Origin of the sequence: Rummeliibacillus stabekisii (genome assembly GCF_007988965.1) — a bacterium.
GTDB classification, from domain to species: Bacteria; Bacillota; Bacilli; order Bacillales_A; family Planococcaceae; genus Rummeliibacillus; species Rummeliibacillus stabekisii.
Genome location: NZ_BJVD01000001.1, coordinates 532,796 through 547,409, shown reverse-complemented (window position 1 = coordinate 547,409; position 14,614 = coordinate 532,796). Strand labels below are relative to the sequence as shown.

Annotated in this window: 12 protein-coding genes and 1 other annotated feature; of the genes, 11 read left to right on the top strand and 1 reads right to left on the bottom strand. The window is 39.3% G+C overall.

Features of this window, described 5'->3' with window-relative positions; translation table 11 throughout:
- The first annotated feature begins 119 nt into the window (after positions 1-119).
- The 3 genes from RST01_RS02775 (at position 120) to RST01_RS02765 (ending at position 3,290) form a co-directional block, all read left to right on the top strand.
- Positions 120-881 (top strand): tRNA threonylcarbamoyladenosine dehydratase, encoded by a 762-nt coding sequence (locus tag RST01_RS02775; protein ID WP_147193909.1) that lies wholly within the window; start codon positions 120-122, stop codon positions 879-881.
- Between the two features lie 278 nt (positions 882-1,159).
- Positions 1,160-2,059, top strand: coding sequence for an ABC transporter ATP-binding protein (locus tag RST01_RS02770; RefSeq protein ID WP_147193908.1), 900 nt, complete (start codon positions 1,160-1,162; stop codon positions 2,057-2,059).
- Positions 2,052-3,290 (top strand): ABC transporter permease, encoded by a 1,239-nt coding sequence (locus tag RST01_RS02765; protein ID WP_147193906.1) that lies wholly within the window; start codon positions 2,052-2,054, stop codon positions 3,288-3,290. The genes RST01_RS02770 and RST01_RS02765 overlap by 8 nt, the downstream gene beginning before the upstream one ends.
- A 36-nt stretch (positions 3,291-3,326) precedes the next feature.
- Here RST01_RS02765 and RST01_RS02760 read toward each other — a convergent pair whose 3' ends face one another.
- Positions 3,327-4,619: a replication-associated recombination protein A gene (locus RST01_RS02760; RefSeq protein WP_147193904.1), complete on the bottom strand. Its 1,293-nt coding sequence runs from the start codon at positions 4,617-4,619 to the stop codon at positions 3,327-3,329.
- Between the two features lie 237 nt (positions 4,620-4,856).
- On the opposite strand from RST01_RS02760, the gene cymR reads away from it, so the two are divergent.
- The 8 genes from cymR (at position 4,857) to ruvX (ending at position 14,605) form a co-directional block, all read left to right on the top strand.
- Entirely contained in the window at positions 4,857-5,276 is a 420-nt protein-coding gene (gene cymR, locus RST01_RS02755; protein ID WP_066786159.1) for a cysteine metabolism transcriptional regulator CymR, read from the top strand.
- A 153-nt stretch (positions 5,277-5,429) separates the two neighbouring features.
- Complete coding sequence (locus RST01_RS02750; RefSeq protein ID WP_147193903.1) at positions 5,430-6,572, top strand: cysteine desulfurase family protein; 1,143 nt, start codon at positions 5,430-5,432, stop codon at positions 6,570-6,572.
- Between the two features lie 19 nt (positions 6,573-6,591).
- Positions 6,592-7,713, top strand: coding sequence for a tRNA 2-thiouridine(34) synthase MnmA (gene mnmA / locus RST01_RS02745; RefSeq protein WP_147193901.1), 1,122 nt, complete (start codon positions 6,592-6,594; stop codon positions 7,711-7,713).
- 13 nt (positions 7,714-7,726) lie between these two features.
- Positions 7,727-8,386, top strand: coding sequence for a tetratricopeptide repeat protein (locus RST01_RS02740; protein WP_147193899.1), 660 nt, complete (start codon positions 7,727-7,729; stop codon positions 8,384-8,386).
- A gap of 20 nt (positions 8,387-8,406) precedes the next feature.
- Complete coding sequence (recD2, locus tag RST01_RS02735) at positions 8,407-10,863, top strand: SF1B family DNA helicase RecD2 (RefSeq protein ID WP_147193898.1); 2,457 nt, start codon at positions 8,407-8,409, stop codon at positions 10,861-10,863.
- Positions 10,864-10,930: 67 nt separating this feature from the next.
- Positions 10,931-11,136, top strand: a binding site (T-box leader).
- Between the two features lie 43 nt (positions 11,137-11,179).
- Positions 11,180-13,843 (top strand): alanine--tRNA ligase, encoded by a 2,664-nt coding sequence (gene alaS / locus RST01_RS02730; protein WP_147193896.1) that lies wholly within the window; start codon positions 11,180-11,182, stop codon positions 13,841-13,843.
- 73 nt (positions 13,844-13,916) lie between these two features.
- Complete coding sequence (locus RST01_RS02725) at positions 13,917-14,183, top strand: IreB family regulatory phosphoprotein (RefSeq protein WP_147193895.1); 267 nt, start codon at positions 13,917-13,919, stop codon at positions 14,181-14,183.
- 2 nt (positions 14,184-14,185) lie between these two features.
- A complete protein-coding gene (ruvX, locus tag RST01_RS02720; RefSeq protein ID WP_147195078.1) occupies positions 14,186-14,605 on the top strand; it encodes a Holliday junction resolvase RuvX in 420 nt (139 codons plus the stop codon).
- The last annotated feature ends 9 nt before the right edge of the window (positions 14,606-14,614 follow it).

Below are 14,614 nucleotides of genomic sequence, written 5' to 3'. Positions count from 1 at the left end.
AGATTCTAAGGCCTTCTTTTTTATCAAGAGTCTATTTTCAATTACATTTTCATGCTATAATTTGTTTTGTTTATCTTAGTAAGTTACTTGGTTTACTTAAGTAGAAGGAGTGCGATATCATGTTGCATCAATTTTCAAGAAATGAATTAGCTATTGGCCAAGAAGGCTTGGACAAGCTTAAAAATACGACAGTTGCCATCTTAGGAGTCGGCGGTGTGGGATCTTTTGCTGCAGAAGCATGTGCAAGAAGCGGAGTAGGTCGTATTATTTTGGTGGACAAAGATGATGTAGATATTACCAATATCAATCGCCAATTAGTCGCATATCTATCGACAATCGGCAAATCTAAATCAGCAGTTATGAAAGAAAGAATAGCAGACATCAACCCTGAGTGTGAAGTAATTGACCTTCATATGTTTTATACTGAAGAAACATACGAAGAATTCTTTAGCTATCAGCCAGACTATGTCATAGATGCTTCAGATACGGTCAAATACAAAATCCATATGATTAAAGAATGTCTAAAACGCAATATCAAAATCATTTCAAGTATGGGAGCAGCTAACAAAACTGATCCGACACGTTTCAAAATTGCAGATATTTCTAAGACGCATACTGATCCACTTGCAAAAGTGATTCGCTTAAAATTGCGAAAAGAAGGTATCAAAAAAGGCGTTCCGGTTATTTTCTCTGATGAGAGCCCAATTGTAATACGACAAGATGTAGCTCAAACAGTTGGTAATCCAGACGCAGAGATTCGGAAAGCTAAAATGCCGCCTTCATCCAATGCGTTTGCCCCATCTACAGCAGGACTGTTTGCAGCTAGCTGGGTCATTAATGATATTCTAAAAGACATTAAAATACAACGTGTTCGTGATTAATTGTAGCCGTATTCGCATGTACTGTGCGAATACGGCTTTTTAATATTTTAGGACGTAAGTTATCTAAAAAAAGAAATATAAGGATGTTATAGGAAATTATATGATAAGATAGATGTGTATAGTGATTGAGCTGAAAAATCTCAATATTGAATGAAGACAATTAGTTTTCAGAAATTTTTCAGTGATACTGCACTTAAATAGTTAAATAAATGAATACTTTATGCTGTACTAAACGTATATGTAATATGTTCGGAAAATTTTTATAAAAGGAGACAGCTATGGCTTTAAAAATTGATCATGTCACGAAGAAATACCAAAATTTCACTGCGGTTAACCAGCTTTCATTTACGATTGAAAAAGGAGAGATATTCGGTTTGATCGGGCAAAATGGCGCGGGTAAAACAACTACTTTCCGTATGATTCTTGATTTACAGGAAACGACGGAAGGAAACATCTCTTGGAATGATATACCTATCAATAAAGTAAACAGAGATGTCCTGGGCTATTTACCGGAAGAACGAGGAATATTTCCATCAATGACCGTTGAAGACCAGCTTTATTTCTTTGGTGTTTTGCGTGGCAGGGGCAAAAAAGATTTAAAACAGGATGTAGATTATTGGATTGAACGTTTTGAACTAGTCGACAAAAGAAAGGCGAAAGCGGAAACCTTGTCAAAAGGGAATCAACAAAAAGTGCAGTTGATTGCAAGCTTTATCCACCAGCCTGAATTTTTAATTCTTGATGAACCTTTTAGTGGTCTGGATCCTGTAAACCGTGAGCTTTTGATGGATGCCATTCTCTATTTAAAAGAAAAAGGAACTACAATTTTATTTTCAAGCCACCAAATGGCGAATGTTGAGGAGCTTTGTGACCATTTGTGCATATTAAAAAGAGGCGTTTCGCTTTTCACTGGTAGTTTAAAAGACTTAAAAGAACAATATGGTAAAAAGAAATTAAGCATTCGAACAGATTTAACAGAAAAAGAGTTACATATGTTAGAAGGCGTAAAAAACGTCAAAAAAACAAGAGATGGATACACACTTACACTGGAAGACGAAACATACGGGAAACAGCTATTTGAACAAATTAGTAGAGGTCAATATATGGATAAATTCAGCATGGATTATTTAACTCTTGATGAAATTTTCAAAGATTTGGTAGGTGGTATAGTTGTCTAAGTTTTGGATTTTAGTTACACAGCTTTATAAACAAAAAATTAAAACGAAATCATTTATTCTATCTATTCTTTTGTATGTTGCCGTAATTAGTTGTGTAATGTTCTGGTCTGATATTAAGGCTGCATTATTTTCTGAAGAGCCTGTGAAAATTGCGATGGTTAATGAGACAGAACAGGATTTCAAGCCTTTGTTTAAATCGGATAAAGACATGAAATTTAACTTTACAGATCAATCAAGGGCTGAGGTCGAAAAGAAAGTAAAGAATGGAAAGTACGACGCAGCTGTTTTTCTTACGAGCAAGAATAAACAAATGGAAGCAGAAATAGCGACATTTGAACCGCTTGAATATAACGATCAAACCGCTTTGTCAGGGATGATTCAATATGCTGGCAGAATTTATGCCGTACAACAGTTGAATCTGACAAGCGATCAGGCTGCACAGATTCTTGATGCCAATACAACGATTATCTCTAAAAACTTAGATAAACAAAAAGGCACAGGTAAAAGTGAAGATGAAAAATCTGCCGGGATCGGTGTTTCTATTTTAATCGGTTCCATTGTCTATTCTTTTGTTATTTCATTCTTATCGATGATAACCACCGATGTCGCATCTGAAAAAGGATCGCGTGTGCTTGAAGTAATGCTTGCAAGTATAAAGCCTTCCACGCACTTCTTGGCGAAAATTACCGGAACATATTTGCTGGCGCTAACTCAGCTCATTGTGTTAATCGTTGTTCAAGTAGCGCTGTTTTTAGTTGTGGATGGAGGTTCTAAATGGGATAAAGTAACGAATACGATTGACCATCTATCTTCAACCTATATTTTATACACTATTGCATACTTATTGTTGTCCATTTTCTTATTCTTAATTATGGGGGCGCTCTTTGGTTCGCTTGTATCAAAAGTAGAGGAAGCTAGCCAAGCTATGATGCCTGCAATGTTAATGGGTATGGCGGGTTTTTATATCTTGATGTCCGGCTTGTTTAGCCCAGATACGATGCTAGTAAAAGTGTCATCCTATATCCCGTTTATGACCGTAATGGTTATGCCGCTACGCATAAGTGCAACAGATCTTTCACCAATGGAGCCGTTGATTGCGCTTATTATCCTGATCGTCACAGTTATCGTATTGTTCTACATCAGTTTTTCATTCTATAAACGAAGTGTATTGACATACAGCTCAGGCGGCATGATGCAAAAAATTAAAACGGTTTTAAAAGTAACAACATAATGAAAAAAATGATTGAAGAGGCATTAGCCTTTTCAATCATTTTTTATTTTTCTTTTTTAATTGGTTTAAATGATCATAAATGCCTGCCATTCGCTTTTCTTGTCCCGCAATTACAGGTTTATAGAATTCTGAGCCGACTAGCTTGTCTGGCAAATATTCTTGGTCTACCCAACCGCCAAATGTGCCGACAGGTGTATTATGTGGATATTGATAACCTTCTACGCCAAGTGTTTTGGCTCCGCTATAATGAGCGTCTCGCAAATGGAGCGGGATGTCACTTGTTTTTCCTTGATGGATAGAAGAAATAGCTGCATCAATCGCTGTGATGGCAGAATTAGATTTCTCAGCCAAACACATCTCGATTACAGCAGATGCAAGCGGTATGCGAGCTTCCGGCATACCGAGTCGTTCGGCGGATTGGATAGCTGCAAGTACATGTGCGCCTACTTCAGGAGCGGCTAGACCGATGTCTTCGTAACTCATGACTAGAAGCCGCCTTGAGACAGCAACTAAATCGCCATTTTCTAAGAGGTTAGCTAGATAATAAATGGCGGCGTTAGGATCACTTCCGCGAACTGATTTTTGTAACGCAGATAATAAGTTATAAAAATGGCTACCCTTTTGGTCTCCGTAAACACCGATGCGCTCAGCTAAGCTTTGGATAGTCACATCATCGACAATTGTCTCGTCATTTTCTTCATCAGAGGCGTAATAAACAGATTCTAGCAGAGTAAGAGCTTTCCTTGCATCACCGTTTGCTGCAAGAGCAATTTCCTGAATTTGCTTATCAGTTATGCGAATTGAATATTGGCCAAGGCCACGCTCTTTATCTTCTAGAGCCCGTTGAATTAATGAAACTATTTCACTTTCGTCGAGCTTTTTTAGCTGCTTAATCTCACCGCAGCGTGAACGTATGGCTGGATTCACATCATGAAATGGATTTTCTGTTGTGGCTCCGATGAGTATAATAGCACCATTTTCAACGTGCGGAAGTAATGTATCCTGTTGCAATTTATTGAATCGGTGTATTTCATCAAGGAATAATATAACTTGTCCCACAATCTTCGCTTCATTTACTACATCCTCTACATCCTTTTTTCCAGCCCTTGTCGCATTCAATGCAAAGAACGGCAAGTTAGAAGAACCAGCAATAGCAAATGCAATGGATGTTTTACCTATACCAGGTTCTCCATATAGCAACATGGAGGGAACATGACCTTTTTGAATCATTTTATATAAATTGGTCTTTGGTCCAATGATGTCTTGATGACCGACAACTTCATCAAGATTGCGCGGACGCATGCGAAATGCAAGTGGTTGTTGCGGCAACGTGGTCACCTCTTTTCTAATATCTAAAGCCTACTTTGTTATTTTCTCAAATATTCACTAGCTTTGCATTAAAATAGATTAGGCATTTTAAATCTTGTTGTCATTACTTATTAATTCCTGTTCAGGATTAACAGATAAAAGCCAAATGTGCATGTTCATAAATCATACCCGAGTAGAATGAAGGGAAATATGCTATACTTGTGCATAGACAAATTCGCTAAATATAGAGGTGTATAAATGAAAATATCAACAAAAGGGCGATATGGGCTAACCATTATGATCGAACTTGCCAAACAATATGGACAAGGGCCCATTCCTCTTAGGCAAATCGCATCCCAGAATAATTTATCGGAAGCATACTTAGAACAACTAGTTTCACCACTAAGAAATTCGGGTCTCGTTAAGAGTGTTCGAGGTGCATATGGAGGATATATGCTTTCCAAGCCTCCTCATTTGATTTCTTCGGCAGATGTAATTAAAGTGTTAGAAGGCCCAATTCAGCCTGTTGAAGGGATTGAGGAAGAAGCTCCCGCTCAAAGACAGTTATGGCTTCGTGTACGTGATGCTGTCAAAGAGGTTTTAGAGAAAACGAGCCTAGAAGATTTAGCTTCTTATACAGAAGAGCCAGATGATAAAGGATATATGTTTTATATATAAGCAGCATCTATTCAGAGAGTACCAATGGAAATTAGATGTTCTGCGAGGGTATTGACGGCAGTTACCCCCTCTAACTGTTTGTTTTTTAACTCAATTTTGTACGGGGGAATCTATCTTACTGCCCGTTAATCCGGTTTAGAAGGAGTTTTAAAGATGAAAGAAATTTACCTTGACCATGCGGCTACAACACCCATGCATCCACTAGTGATTTCCAAAATGGTAGAAAGTATGGAATCAGTTTACGGCAATCCATCTAGCATTCATAGAATTGGCCGCTTTGCTAGAAAGCACTTGGATGACGCTCGACATATTTTAGCTAAAAGCATTGGGGCGAAAGACCAGGAGATTATAGTGACAGGCGGCGGTAGTGAAGCAGACAATTTGGCTATTACAGGCACTGCTTATGCGAAACAGAATGAAGGCCGCCATATTATCACAACTGTAGTAGAACATCATGCAGTTCTTCATACATGTCAACAACTGGAGAAAGAAGGATATGAGGTAACTTATTTGCCTGTTGATGAAACGGGTCGTGTTTCTCTTGAAGACGTCAAAAAAGCCTTACGCGATGATACTATCTTAGTAACGATTATGTTTGGAAATAATGAAGTCGGTACTATACAGCCTATTAAAGAAATCGGCGAGTTGTTGAAAGAGCATAGTGCAACATTCCATACTGATGCGGTACAGGCGTTTGGCATTCTACCGATTGATGTCAATGATTTGCACGTTGATTTGCTCTCAGTATCTTCCCACAAATTGAACGGTCCAAAAGGCATTGGATTCTTATATCAACGCGATCAAACAAAGCTAAAGCCACTAATCTATGGTGGAGAACAAGAGCGTAAGCGCAGAGCAGGAACGGAAAATGTTCCAGCGGTTGTTGGGTTTGCTGAAGCTGTAGCCATTGCGCAAAGGAATTTTGAAGAGAAACAACAAGCATACAAAGAATTCCACCAACACTTCTTAAAGAAATTAGATCAGGCGGAAATCGATTATCATATAAACGGAAATGAGCAATACTGCTTGCCACATGTTATGAATATTAGCTTTAAAAATATGGATGTCGAATCATTCTTAGTCAATTTGGATATGGCAGGTATTGCAGCATCTAGTGGCTCTGCTTGCACGGCCGGTTCCATTGATCCATCGCATGTACTTGTTGCAATGTATGGAAGCGAAGCAGATGAGCTTCGGAATTCGATTCGTTATAGCTTCGGCTATGGATTAGACTTAGAAGACATTGATACAGCGGCAGAACGGACCATTGAGATTGTAAAACGATTAGCGAAATAATAGAAAAAAGGTGAACAATATGAATACAACGAAAGACCCCTCACAAACCCGAGTTGTGGTTGGTATGTCTGGAGGAGTCGATTCTTCCGTAGCAGCTTATCTACTGAAAAAACAAGGGTATGATGTTATCGGTATTTTCATGAAAAACTGGGATGATACCGATGATTCAGGCGTATGTACTGCGACTGAAGACTATGAAGATGTTATTAAAGTATGTAATCAAATCGGTATCCCATATTATGCAGTCAATTTTGAACAACAATATTGGGACAAAGTATTTACGTACTTTTTAGAAGAATACAAAGCAGGACGTACACCGAATCCTGATGTGATGTGCAATAAAGAAATTAAATTTAAAGCATTCTTAGAACACGCATTAAAGCTAGGTGCGGATTATTTAGCAACAGGCCATTATGCACGCGTTGAAGTACGCGATGACGAAACAAGAATGCTTCGCGGCATTGATCAAAATAAAGATCAAACTTACTTCTTAAACCAGCTTTCACAAGAACAACTTTCAAAAGTTATGTTCCCGATTGGTGAACTTGAAAAACCACGCGTTAGAGAAATTGCTGAAGAAGCGGGCCTTGCAACAGCTAAGAAAAAAGATTCAACTGGTATTTGCTTTATTGGAGAACGAAACTTTAAAGAATTCCTAGGTCAATACTTACCTGCACAACCTGGAAATATGGAAACATTCGATGGCACTGTAATAGGCAAGCATGACGGCCTTATGTATTATACAATCGGCCAACGTCACGGCCTTGGGATTGGTGGAGACGGCGATCCTTGGTTTGTTCTGGGGAAAGATTTAAAACGCAACGTATTATTAGTGGGACAAGGCTTCCACAATGATAAGCTTTATTCAACAAGCTTAAAAGCTGTAAAAACAGGCTTCACGACGCATCGTGATATGCCGAAAACATTCCAAGCGACCGCTAAATTCCGCTATCGCCAACAAGATGTGCCAGTTACAGTAGAAATCACTGGGGATGATGAATGGTACGTAACATTCAACGAACCAACACGTGCTATCACTCCAGGCCAATCTGTTGTACTTTATGATGGTGATGAATGTTTAGGTGGCGCTACAATAGACGAAGTATTTAAAGACAGTAAAAAACTAACGTATGTAGGGTAATAGAGGTGAAAAAATGGATTTAAATGAGATAGGTATTAAAGCCATCCAAGAAAAACGGTATGAAGATGCCGCAAAAGCCTTTACACAAGCTATAGAAGAGAATCCAAATGAAACAATTGGCTATATTAACTTTGGAAATTTGCTTGCATCGCTTGATGATATCGAGCGAGCTGAGCGATTCTTCCAAAAAGCTATTTCATTGGATGAATCTGCGGCAACTGCCTATTATGGCCTTGCAAACCTTTACTATAATTCAGAACGGTATACAGAAGCAGCAAAACTTTATGAACGTTCTATCCGCCATGGTATTCAAGGAGCAGACGCTTATTTTATGCTTGGCAAAAGCTTTGAACATATCGACGAGCCGAAACTCGGATTGCCTTATATGCAAAGAGCTGCAGAACTAGCACCGGAAGATTTACAGATCAGGCTTTCTTATGGCATTATGTTAGCTACTTTAGAGCTATTTAATGAAGCAGAAAAAGAGCTGAAGTATGTAATCGATACAGATTGGAACAATGCCGATGCCCATTATAATCTGGGTGTTCTGTATGCTGTTTCGACCGATAAAATAGAAGATGCACAGTATCATTTAAAGCAAGCTTTTACTTTGCAGCCAGAGTTTGATCAAGCACGTTACATTCATGACATGCTTGCAATGAAAAAAGATTAAAAAGAAAGGTGGTGGCAGCGTTGGCTGAAAATCTATCTTTGTTTTCCGATGAACCACTTTTTATTGTCGGCCGGCCTGTCGTCACAATATTTCATAATGCACAAAACTTATTCTCGATTATTAAATTGAAAATCCAAGAAACAAATACGGATTATAAGGAAAAAGAGATTATTGTCGCAGGCTATTTTCCTGCTGTCTCAGAAGAAGCGTTATACCGTTATACAGGGCAGCTGAAACAGCATCCTAAATATGGGCTGCAGTTTCAAGCTGCCACTTTTGAAAAAGAAATTCCAGCAACTGAAACAGGTGTCGTGCAATATTTATCTAGCGATTTATTTCCGGGGATAGGCCACCGTACTGCTGAAACGATTGTTCAACAGCTAGGTGCAGATGCTATTAAAACCATCATTGAAAATCCTGATGTGTTGGATGACGTTCCACGCTTAACAGAAGATAAAAAACAAACACTGCGCTCTGTACTTGAGCAAAATCTAGGGCTTGACCGCATTATGATTCAATTGAACGAATGGGGATTTGGTGCTCAAATTGCTGTGAAGATTTATCAAATGTATGAAGGTGAGACACTACAAGTACTACAAAAAAATCCATACCGCCTCATTGAAGATATTGAGGGGATCGGTTTTCAGCGAGCGGATGAACTGGGCGCTAGGCTACAAATCACCGGCAACCATCCCGACCGCATCAAGGCCTCTATACTTCACTTGTTAAACACTGCCTCGTTATCAGAAGGGCATGTTTTTTTAGATGCAAGAGAAATTTTGCCTGCTTCCAAGGCGATGCTTGAATCGAGTCAGTCATGCACGATTGAATACGATGATATTTCCCAAGCAATAATTGAACTAGGCGAGAATGGTAAAGTATGCGGTGAAGAAACAAGAGTTTATTTGCCGTCTCTTTATTATTCTGAAATAGGAATTGCTTCGAAGATTACAGAGCTTGCTCAAAAAAATGAAGAGCAATCATCTTTTCCTTCTTCTGAGATAAGAAAAGTAATCGGTGAAGCAGAAGAGCGCTTTGGTGTTACATATGCTGATACACAAGTAAAGGCAATTGAAACGGCTATTAATTCAGCTGTAATGATTTTAACGGGGGGCCCCGGAACGGGGAAAACAACAGTTGTCAGGGGAATAGTGGATGTCTATGCAGAACTTCATGGGCTCTCGCTAAACACTAAAGATTATGCAGAGAAAGAAGAGGCCTTTCCAATCGTTCTAGCGGCTCCTACAGGTAGAGCTGCCAAGCGCTTAAGCGAATCAACGGAACTGCCTGCAATGACTATTCATCGCTTGTTAGGTTTCACGGGTCAAGAAAAGGAAGAAGATGTGGAGCGAGAAGTAATGGGGCGGCTTATTATAGTCGATGAAATGTCAATGGTTGATACATGGCTCGCACATCAACTTTTGAGGGCATTGAATGATGACTGCCAAGTAATATTTGTAGGCGACCAAGACCAACTTCCGCCGGTAGGTCCAGGACAGGTTTTAAAGGATCTGCTTGCCTCAAAAGCCATTCCAACAGTGGAGTTAACAGATGTTTATAGGCAATCAGAAGGGTCATCAATAATTCAGTTGGCACATGAAATGAAACGTGGTACTGTCCCTCAAGACTTGATGGTGAAAACAAGTGATCGTTCATTTATACGTGCAACCCAAGATCAAATTGCAGACGTTGTAGGGCAAGTGGTCAAGAGTGCTATTAATAAAGGTTTTTCTATTCATGACGTCCAAGTGCTCGCACCAATGTATCGTGGCAATGCGGGTATTGATGCAATGAACAAAATGCTACAAGAATTACTAAATCCTAAAAAATCCCAAAAGACAAAAGAGATTGCCTTTGGTGATACGATTTACCGGATTGGCGATAAAGTGCTACAACTTGTTAATCAGCCAAATAACAATGTGTTTAATGGCGATATGGGTGAAGTCATTTCAATTGTGAAGGCAAAAGAAACGATTGAAAAAACGGATTTAATGGTTGTATCGTTTGATGGCATTGAAGTAACGTATCAAAAAAGTGATCTAAATCAGGTAACGCTTGCGTATTGCTGCTCCATTCACAAATCGCAAGGAAGCGAGTTTCCGATGGTTATAATGCCAATAGTCCGCGGTTATTCCAAAATGCTTCGGAAAAATTTGCTATATACAGGTATTACAAGAGCTAAAAATTTTCTTATCCTATGTGGCGAGCCAGACACATTTGTGTATGGTTTTCAAAAAACAGATGATATGAAACGCCATACCTCACTTGTAGAGCGTTTATCATTGGATGAGACAACTGAAATCAAATCGCTAGAAGAAAAGAATGATACCAAAACGGAATCAACTGAGAAAGAAGCAATACAATCAGTAGAGGACAAGGTACCTGTTGCTTTAACGCTAGATAATTATTCAGGCATTCATCCAATGATTGGAATGGCGGGCATTAGCCCTTATGATTTTATGAATAATGAGAATTGACAGAAGTAAAAGCATTTCTTAAAATAAGTAAGAGTTATCCTATTTAAACAAGATTGATCTCTAATACTGCAATACGTTGAAGGAAAAAAGTACTTGTTGGTCCGTGTACAGAAAGAGGTTCCTAGGCTGTGAGAACCTTCACTACCCAATTTGGAAAAGCTATTCCTGAGTGTAGCTAAAAACTACCGTGTGCCGCGTTAAGGTAATTAAGTGATAATAGCAAAAGCTATTATAATTAGGGTGGTACCGCGAATAGAAACCTTCGTCCCTGTTACAGTGGATGGGGGTTTTTTTATATATAAAAGGAGGAAAATTAATGAAAACATCAGCAGAAATTCGTCGCAAGTTTATCGAATTCTTTGAAGAGAAAAAACACAAACAAGAACCTAGTATGCCGCTTGTGCCAATTAATGACGCGTCATTACTATGGATCAATTCCGGAGTAGCAACGTTGAAAAAATATTTTGATGGCTCAGTGATCCCTGAAAATCCACGTATTACAAATGCACAAAAAGCAATACGTACGAATGATATTGAGAATGTCGGCAAAACAGCTCGCCACCATACATTCTTTGAAATGCTTGGGAACTTCTCTATTGGTGATTACTTTAAAAAAGAAGCTATCCACTATGCGTGGGAGTTCTTAACAGATCCAAAATGGATGGGCTTTGAAGGTGAAAAATTGTCCATTACCATACATCCGGAAGATAATGAGGCCTATACGATTTGGAAAGACGAAGTTGGTATTCCAGAAGAACGCCTAATTCGTTTGGAAGGGAACTTCTGGGATATTGGAGAAGGTCCTAGTGGCCCTAACTCAGAAATTTTCTACGATCGCGGAGAGAAATACGGCAACGACCTGAAAGATCCAGAATTATATCCGGGCGGTGAAAATGAGCGCTATCTAGAAATATGGAATCTTGTTTTTTCTCAATTTAATCATAATCCAGATGGCACATATACACCTCTGCCAAAACAAAACATTGATACAGGTATGGGCCTAGAACGTATGGCTTCAGTTGTTCAAGATGTGCCAACTAACTTTGATACAGATTTGTTTATGCCAATTATCGAGAAAATTGAAGAATTTGCAAATCGTAAATACAAACGCCCAAATGAAATCGATTTAAATGAAATCTTTGGCAGCGAGGAAGATATAAACACGCCATTCAAGGTCATTGCAGACCACATCCGGACAGTGGCATTTGCAATTGGTGATGGAGCATTACCTTCAAATGAAGGTCGTGGTTATGTGCTTCGCCGTTTACTTCGCCGTGCCGTACGATATGCAAAACAAATAGGTATCGAAAAACCATTCATGTACCAACTTGTACCAACAGTTGGTGAGATCATGGCTGACTTCTATCCAGAAGTGAAAGAAAAAGCGGAATTTATCGCTCGCGTTATTAAGAACGAAGAAGAAAGATTCCATGAGACATTACATGACGGCCTTTCTATCTTCAATGAAGTGGTAGAAGCCCAAAAAGCGAACGGACAAACAAGCATTCCTGGAGCAGATGCATTCCGTTTATATGATACCTACGGCTTCCCAGTCGAATTGACAGAGGAATATGCAGAAGAAGTAGGCATGACAGTGGATGTTGAAGGTTTCGAAGCAGAAATGGAAGTTCAACGTGAACGTGCTCGTAATGCACGCCAAGATGTCGATTCTATGCATGTCCAATCAGAAGTACTTGCAAACCTAACAGAGGCAAGCACATTTGTGGGTTATGAAACTCTTGAGACAAACACAACAATTGCAGCAATGGTAGTAAATGGACAAATCGAAAAAACAGCTTCAGAGGGTGATGAAGCACTAATTATTCTTGCTGAAACACCTTTCTATGCTGAAATGGGTGGGCAAATTGCTGACCATGGTTCAATTAGCAACGATTCATTCAATGCATTTGTAAAAGATGTCCAAAAAGCGCCAAATGGCCAAGCATTGCATACAGTTATTGTTGAATCTGGCGAAATGCATGTAGGTGAAGATGTATTTGCACAAGTTGATCGCACAGAACGTAACTTGACTGTGAAGAACCATACAGCAACACATCTATTGCAACGCGCACTAAAAGATGTGTTAGGCGATCATGTAAGCCAAGCGGGTTCATATGTAGGACCAGACCGTCTTCGTTTTGACTTCTCACACTTTGGCGCTGTTACTAGAGAAGAGTTAGAAAAAATAGAGCAGATCGTTAACGAAAAAATCTGGGATGACATCGCAGTAGTTATTCAGGAGATGCCAATTGCGGAAGCGAAAGAAATTGGTGCAATGGCTTTATTTGGTGAAAAATATGGTGATGTCGTGCGCGTAGTACAAGTGTCCGATTATTCTATTGAACTATGCGGTGGTATCCATGTTAAACGTTCTTCAGAAATTGGATTCTTTAAAATTATGTCAGAAGGCGGTATTGGTGCAGGCACTCGACGTATTGAAGCTGTAACAGGCAAAGCTGCATATCAAGCAACGAAAGAAGAACAGCATGTTTTAGAACAAGCAGCTAGTTTGCTGAAAGCAAATCCGAAAGACTTAGTCGCACGTGTGGAAAGTCTTCAACAAGAGTTGAAAGAGCAACAACGCGAGAATGCGTCATTATCTGCCAAAATAGCAGGTGCACAAGCTTCAACTATCTTATCATCAGCACAGAAAATCGGCGAAGTAACGGTGCTGGCAACAAAAGTTGAAGCAAAAGACAACAATCAATTACGCCAACTAATGGATGATTTGAAAGCTAAAATGGACCATAGTGTCATTGTTTTAGGCGCAGCATCTGAAGGTAAAGTTATGCTGATTGCCGGGGTAACAAAAGATCTAGCAAACGGAAACTATCACGCAGGCAAGATTGTGAAAGAAGTTGCAGAGATTTGCGGAGGCAAAGGCGGAGGCCGTCCTGATATGGCGATGGCGGGTGCAAAAGATGCTTCTAAATTGGAAGAAGCGTTGGATTCCGTGTATAATTATGTAAAATCTATTTAAAAGGTTTGTTGAATAGGGTATACTAACATAGATACAAGACGTTATTCTACTATTTTAAAGTGAGGTGCCCTGCATGAGTAAGTTTGATCAGACGATGAAATTTAATTTCCCTGAAGAATCGATGGAACAAGAAGTTAGAGAAACCATGCAACGAGTACATGCAGCGCTAGAAGAAAAAGGATACAATCCTATCAATCAAATCGTTGGTTATCTATTATCAGGAGATCCTGCTTATATCCCTCGTCATCAGGATGCACGGAACAAAATTCGTAAACTTGAACGTGACGAAATTTTAGAAGAGTTGGTTAAGTTCTATATTAAAAAGAATAACGAGGCATAATGATGAGAATAATGGGTTTAGATGTTGGCTCCAAAACTATTGGCGTAGCAATTAGCGATGCGCTAGGTTGGACAGCCCAAGGTATCGAAACGGTAAAAATTGATGAGGAAAATAATGAATTCGGCATTGAAAGAATCCAAGAGCTGGTGAATGAGTATGACATTGCTGAATTTGTTGTAGGTTTCCCCAAAAATATGAACAATACCGTTGGACCAAGAGGCGAGGCATCACAGGCTTATGCAAAGCTTTTAGAAGATACATTTTCTAAGCCAGTAACGCTTTGGGACGAGAGATTGACAACAATGGCTGCGGAACGTTTGCTAATCGAAGCGGATGTACGTCGCAAAAATCGAAAAAAAGTCATTGATAAAATGGCGGCGGTTATGATTCTCCAAGGATACTTAGACCGAAAACAGTTATGAGGTGAAATT

Excerpts from the sequence above, each read along its gene's own strand:
- mnmA (WP_147193901.1), top strand. The coding sequence starts at position 6,592 with ATGAATACAACGAAAGACCCCTCACAAACCCGAGTTGTGGTTGGTATG.
- RST01_RS02725 (WP_147193895.1), top strand. The coding sequence starts at position 13,917 with ATGAGTAAGTTTGATCAGACGATGAAATTTAATTTCCCTGAAGAATCG.
- cymR (WP_066786159.1), top strand. The coding sequence starts at position 4,857 with ATGAAAATATCAACAAAAGGGCGATATGGGCTAACCATTATGATCGAA.
- RST01_RS02775 (WP_147193909.1), top strand. The coding sequence starts at position 120 with ATGTTGCATCAATTTTCAAGAAATGAATTAGCTATTGGCCAAGAAGGC.
- RST01_RS02740 (WP_147193899.1), top strand. The coding sequence starts at position 7,727 with ATGGATTTAAATGAGATAGGTATTAAAGCCATCCAAGAAAAACGGTAT.
- alaS (WP_147193896.1), top strand. The coding sequence starts at position 11,180 with ATGAAAACATCAGCAGAAATTCGTCGCAAGTTTATCGAATTCTTTGAA.
- RST01_RS02750 (WP_147193903.1), top strand. The coding sequence starts at position 5,430 with ATGAAAGAAATTTACCTTGACCATGCGGCTACAACACCCATGCATCCA.
- RST01_RS02770 (WP_147193908.1), top strand. The coding sequence starts at position 1,160 with ATGGCTTTAAAAATTGATCATGTCACGAAGAAATACCAAAATTTCACT.
- ruvX (WP_147195078.1), top strand. The coding sequence starts at position 14,186 with ATGAGAATAATGGGTTTAGATGTTGGCTCCAAAACTATTGGCGTAGCA.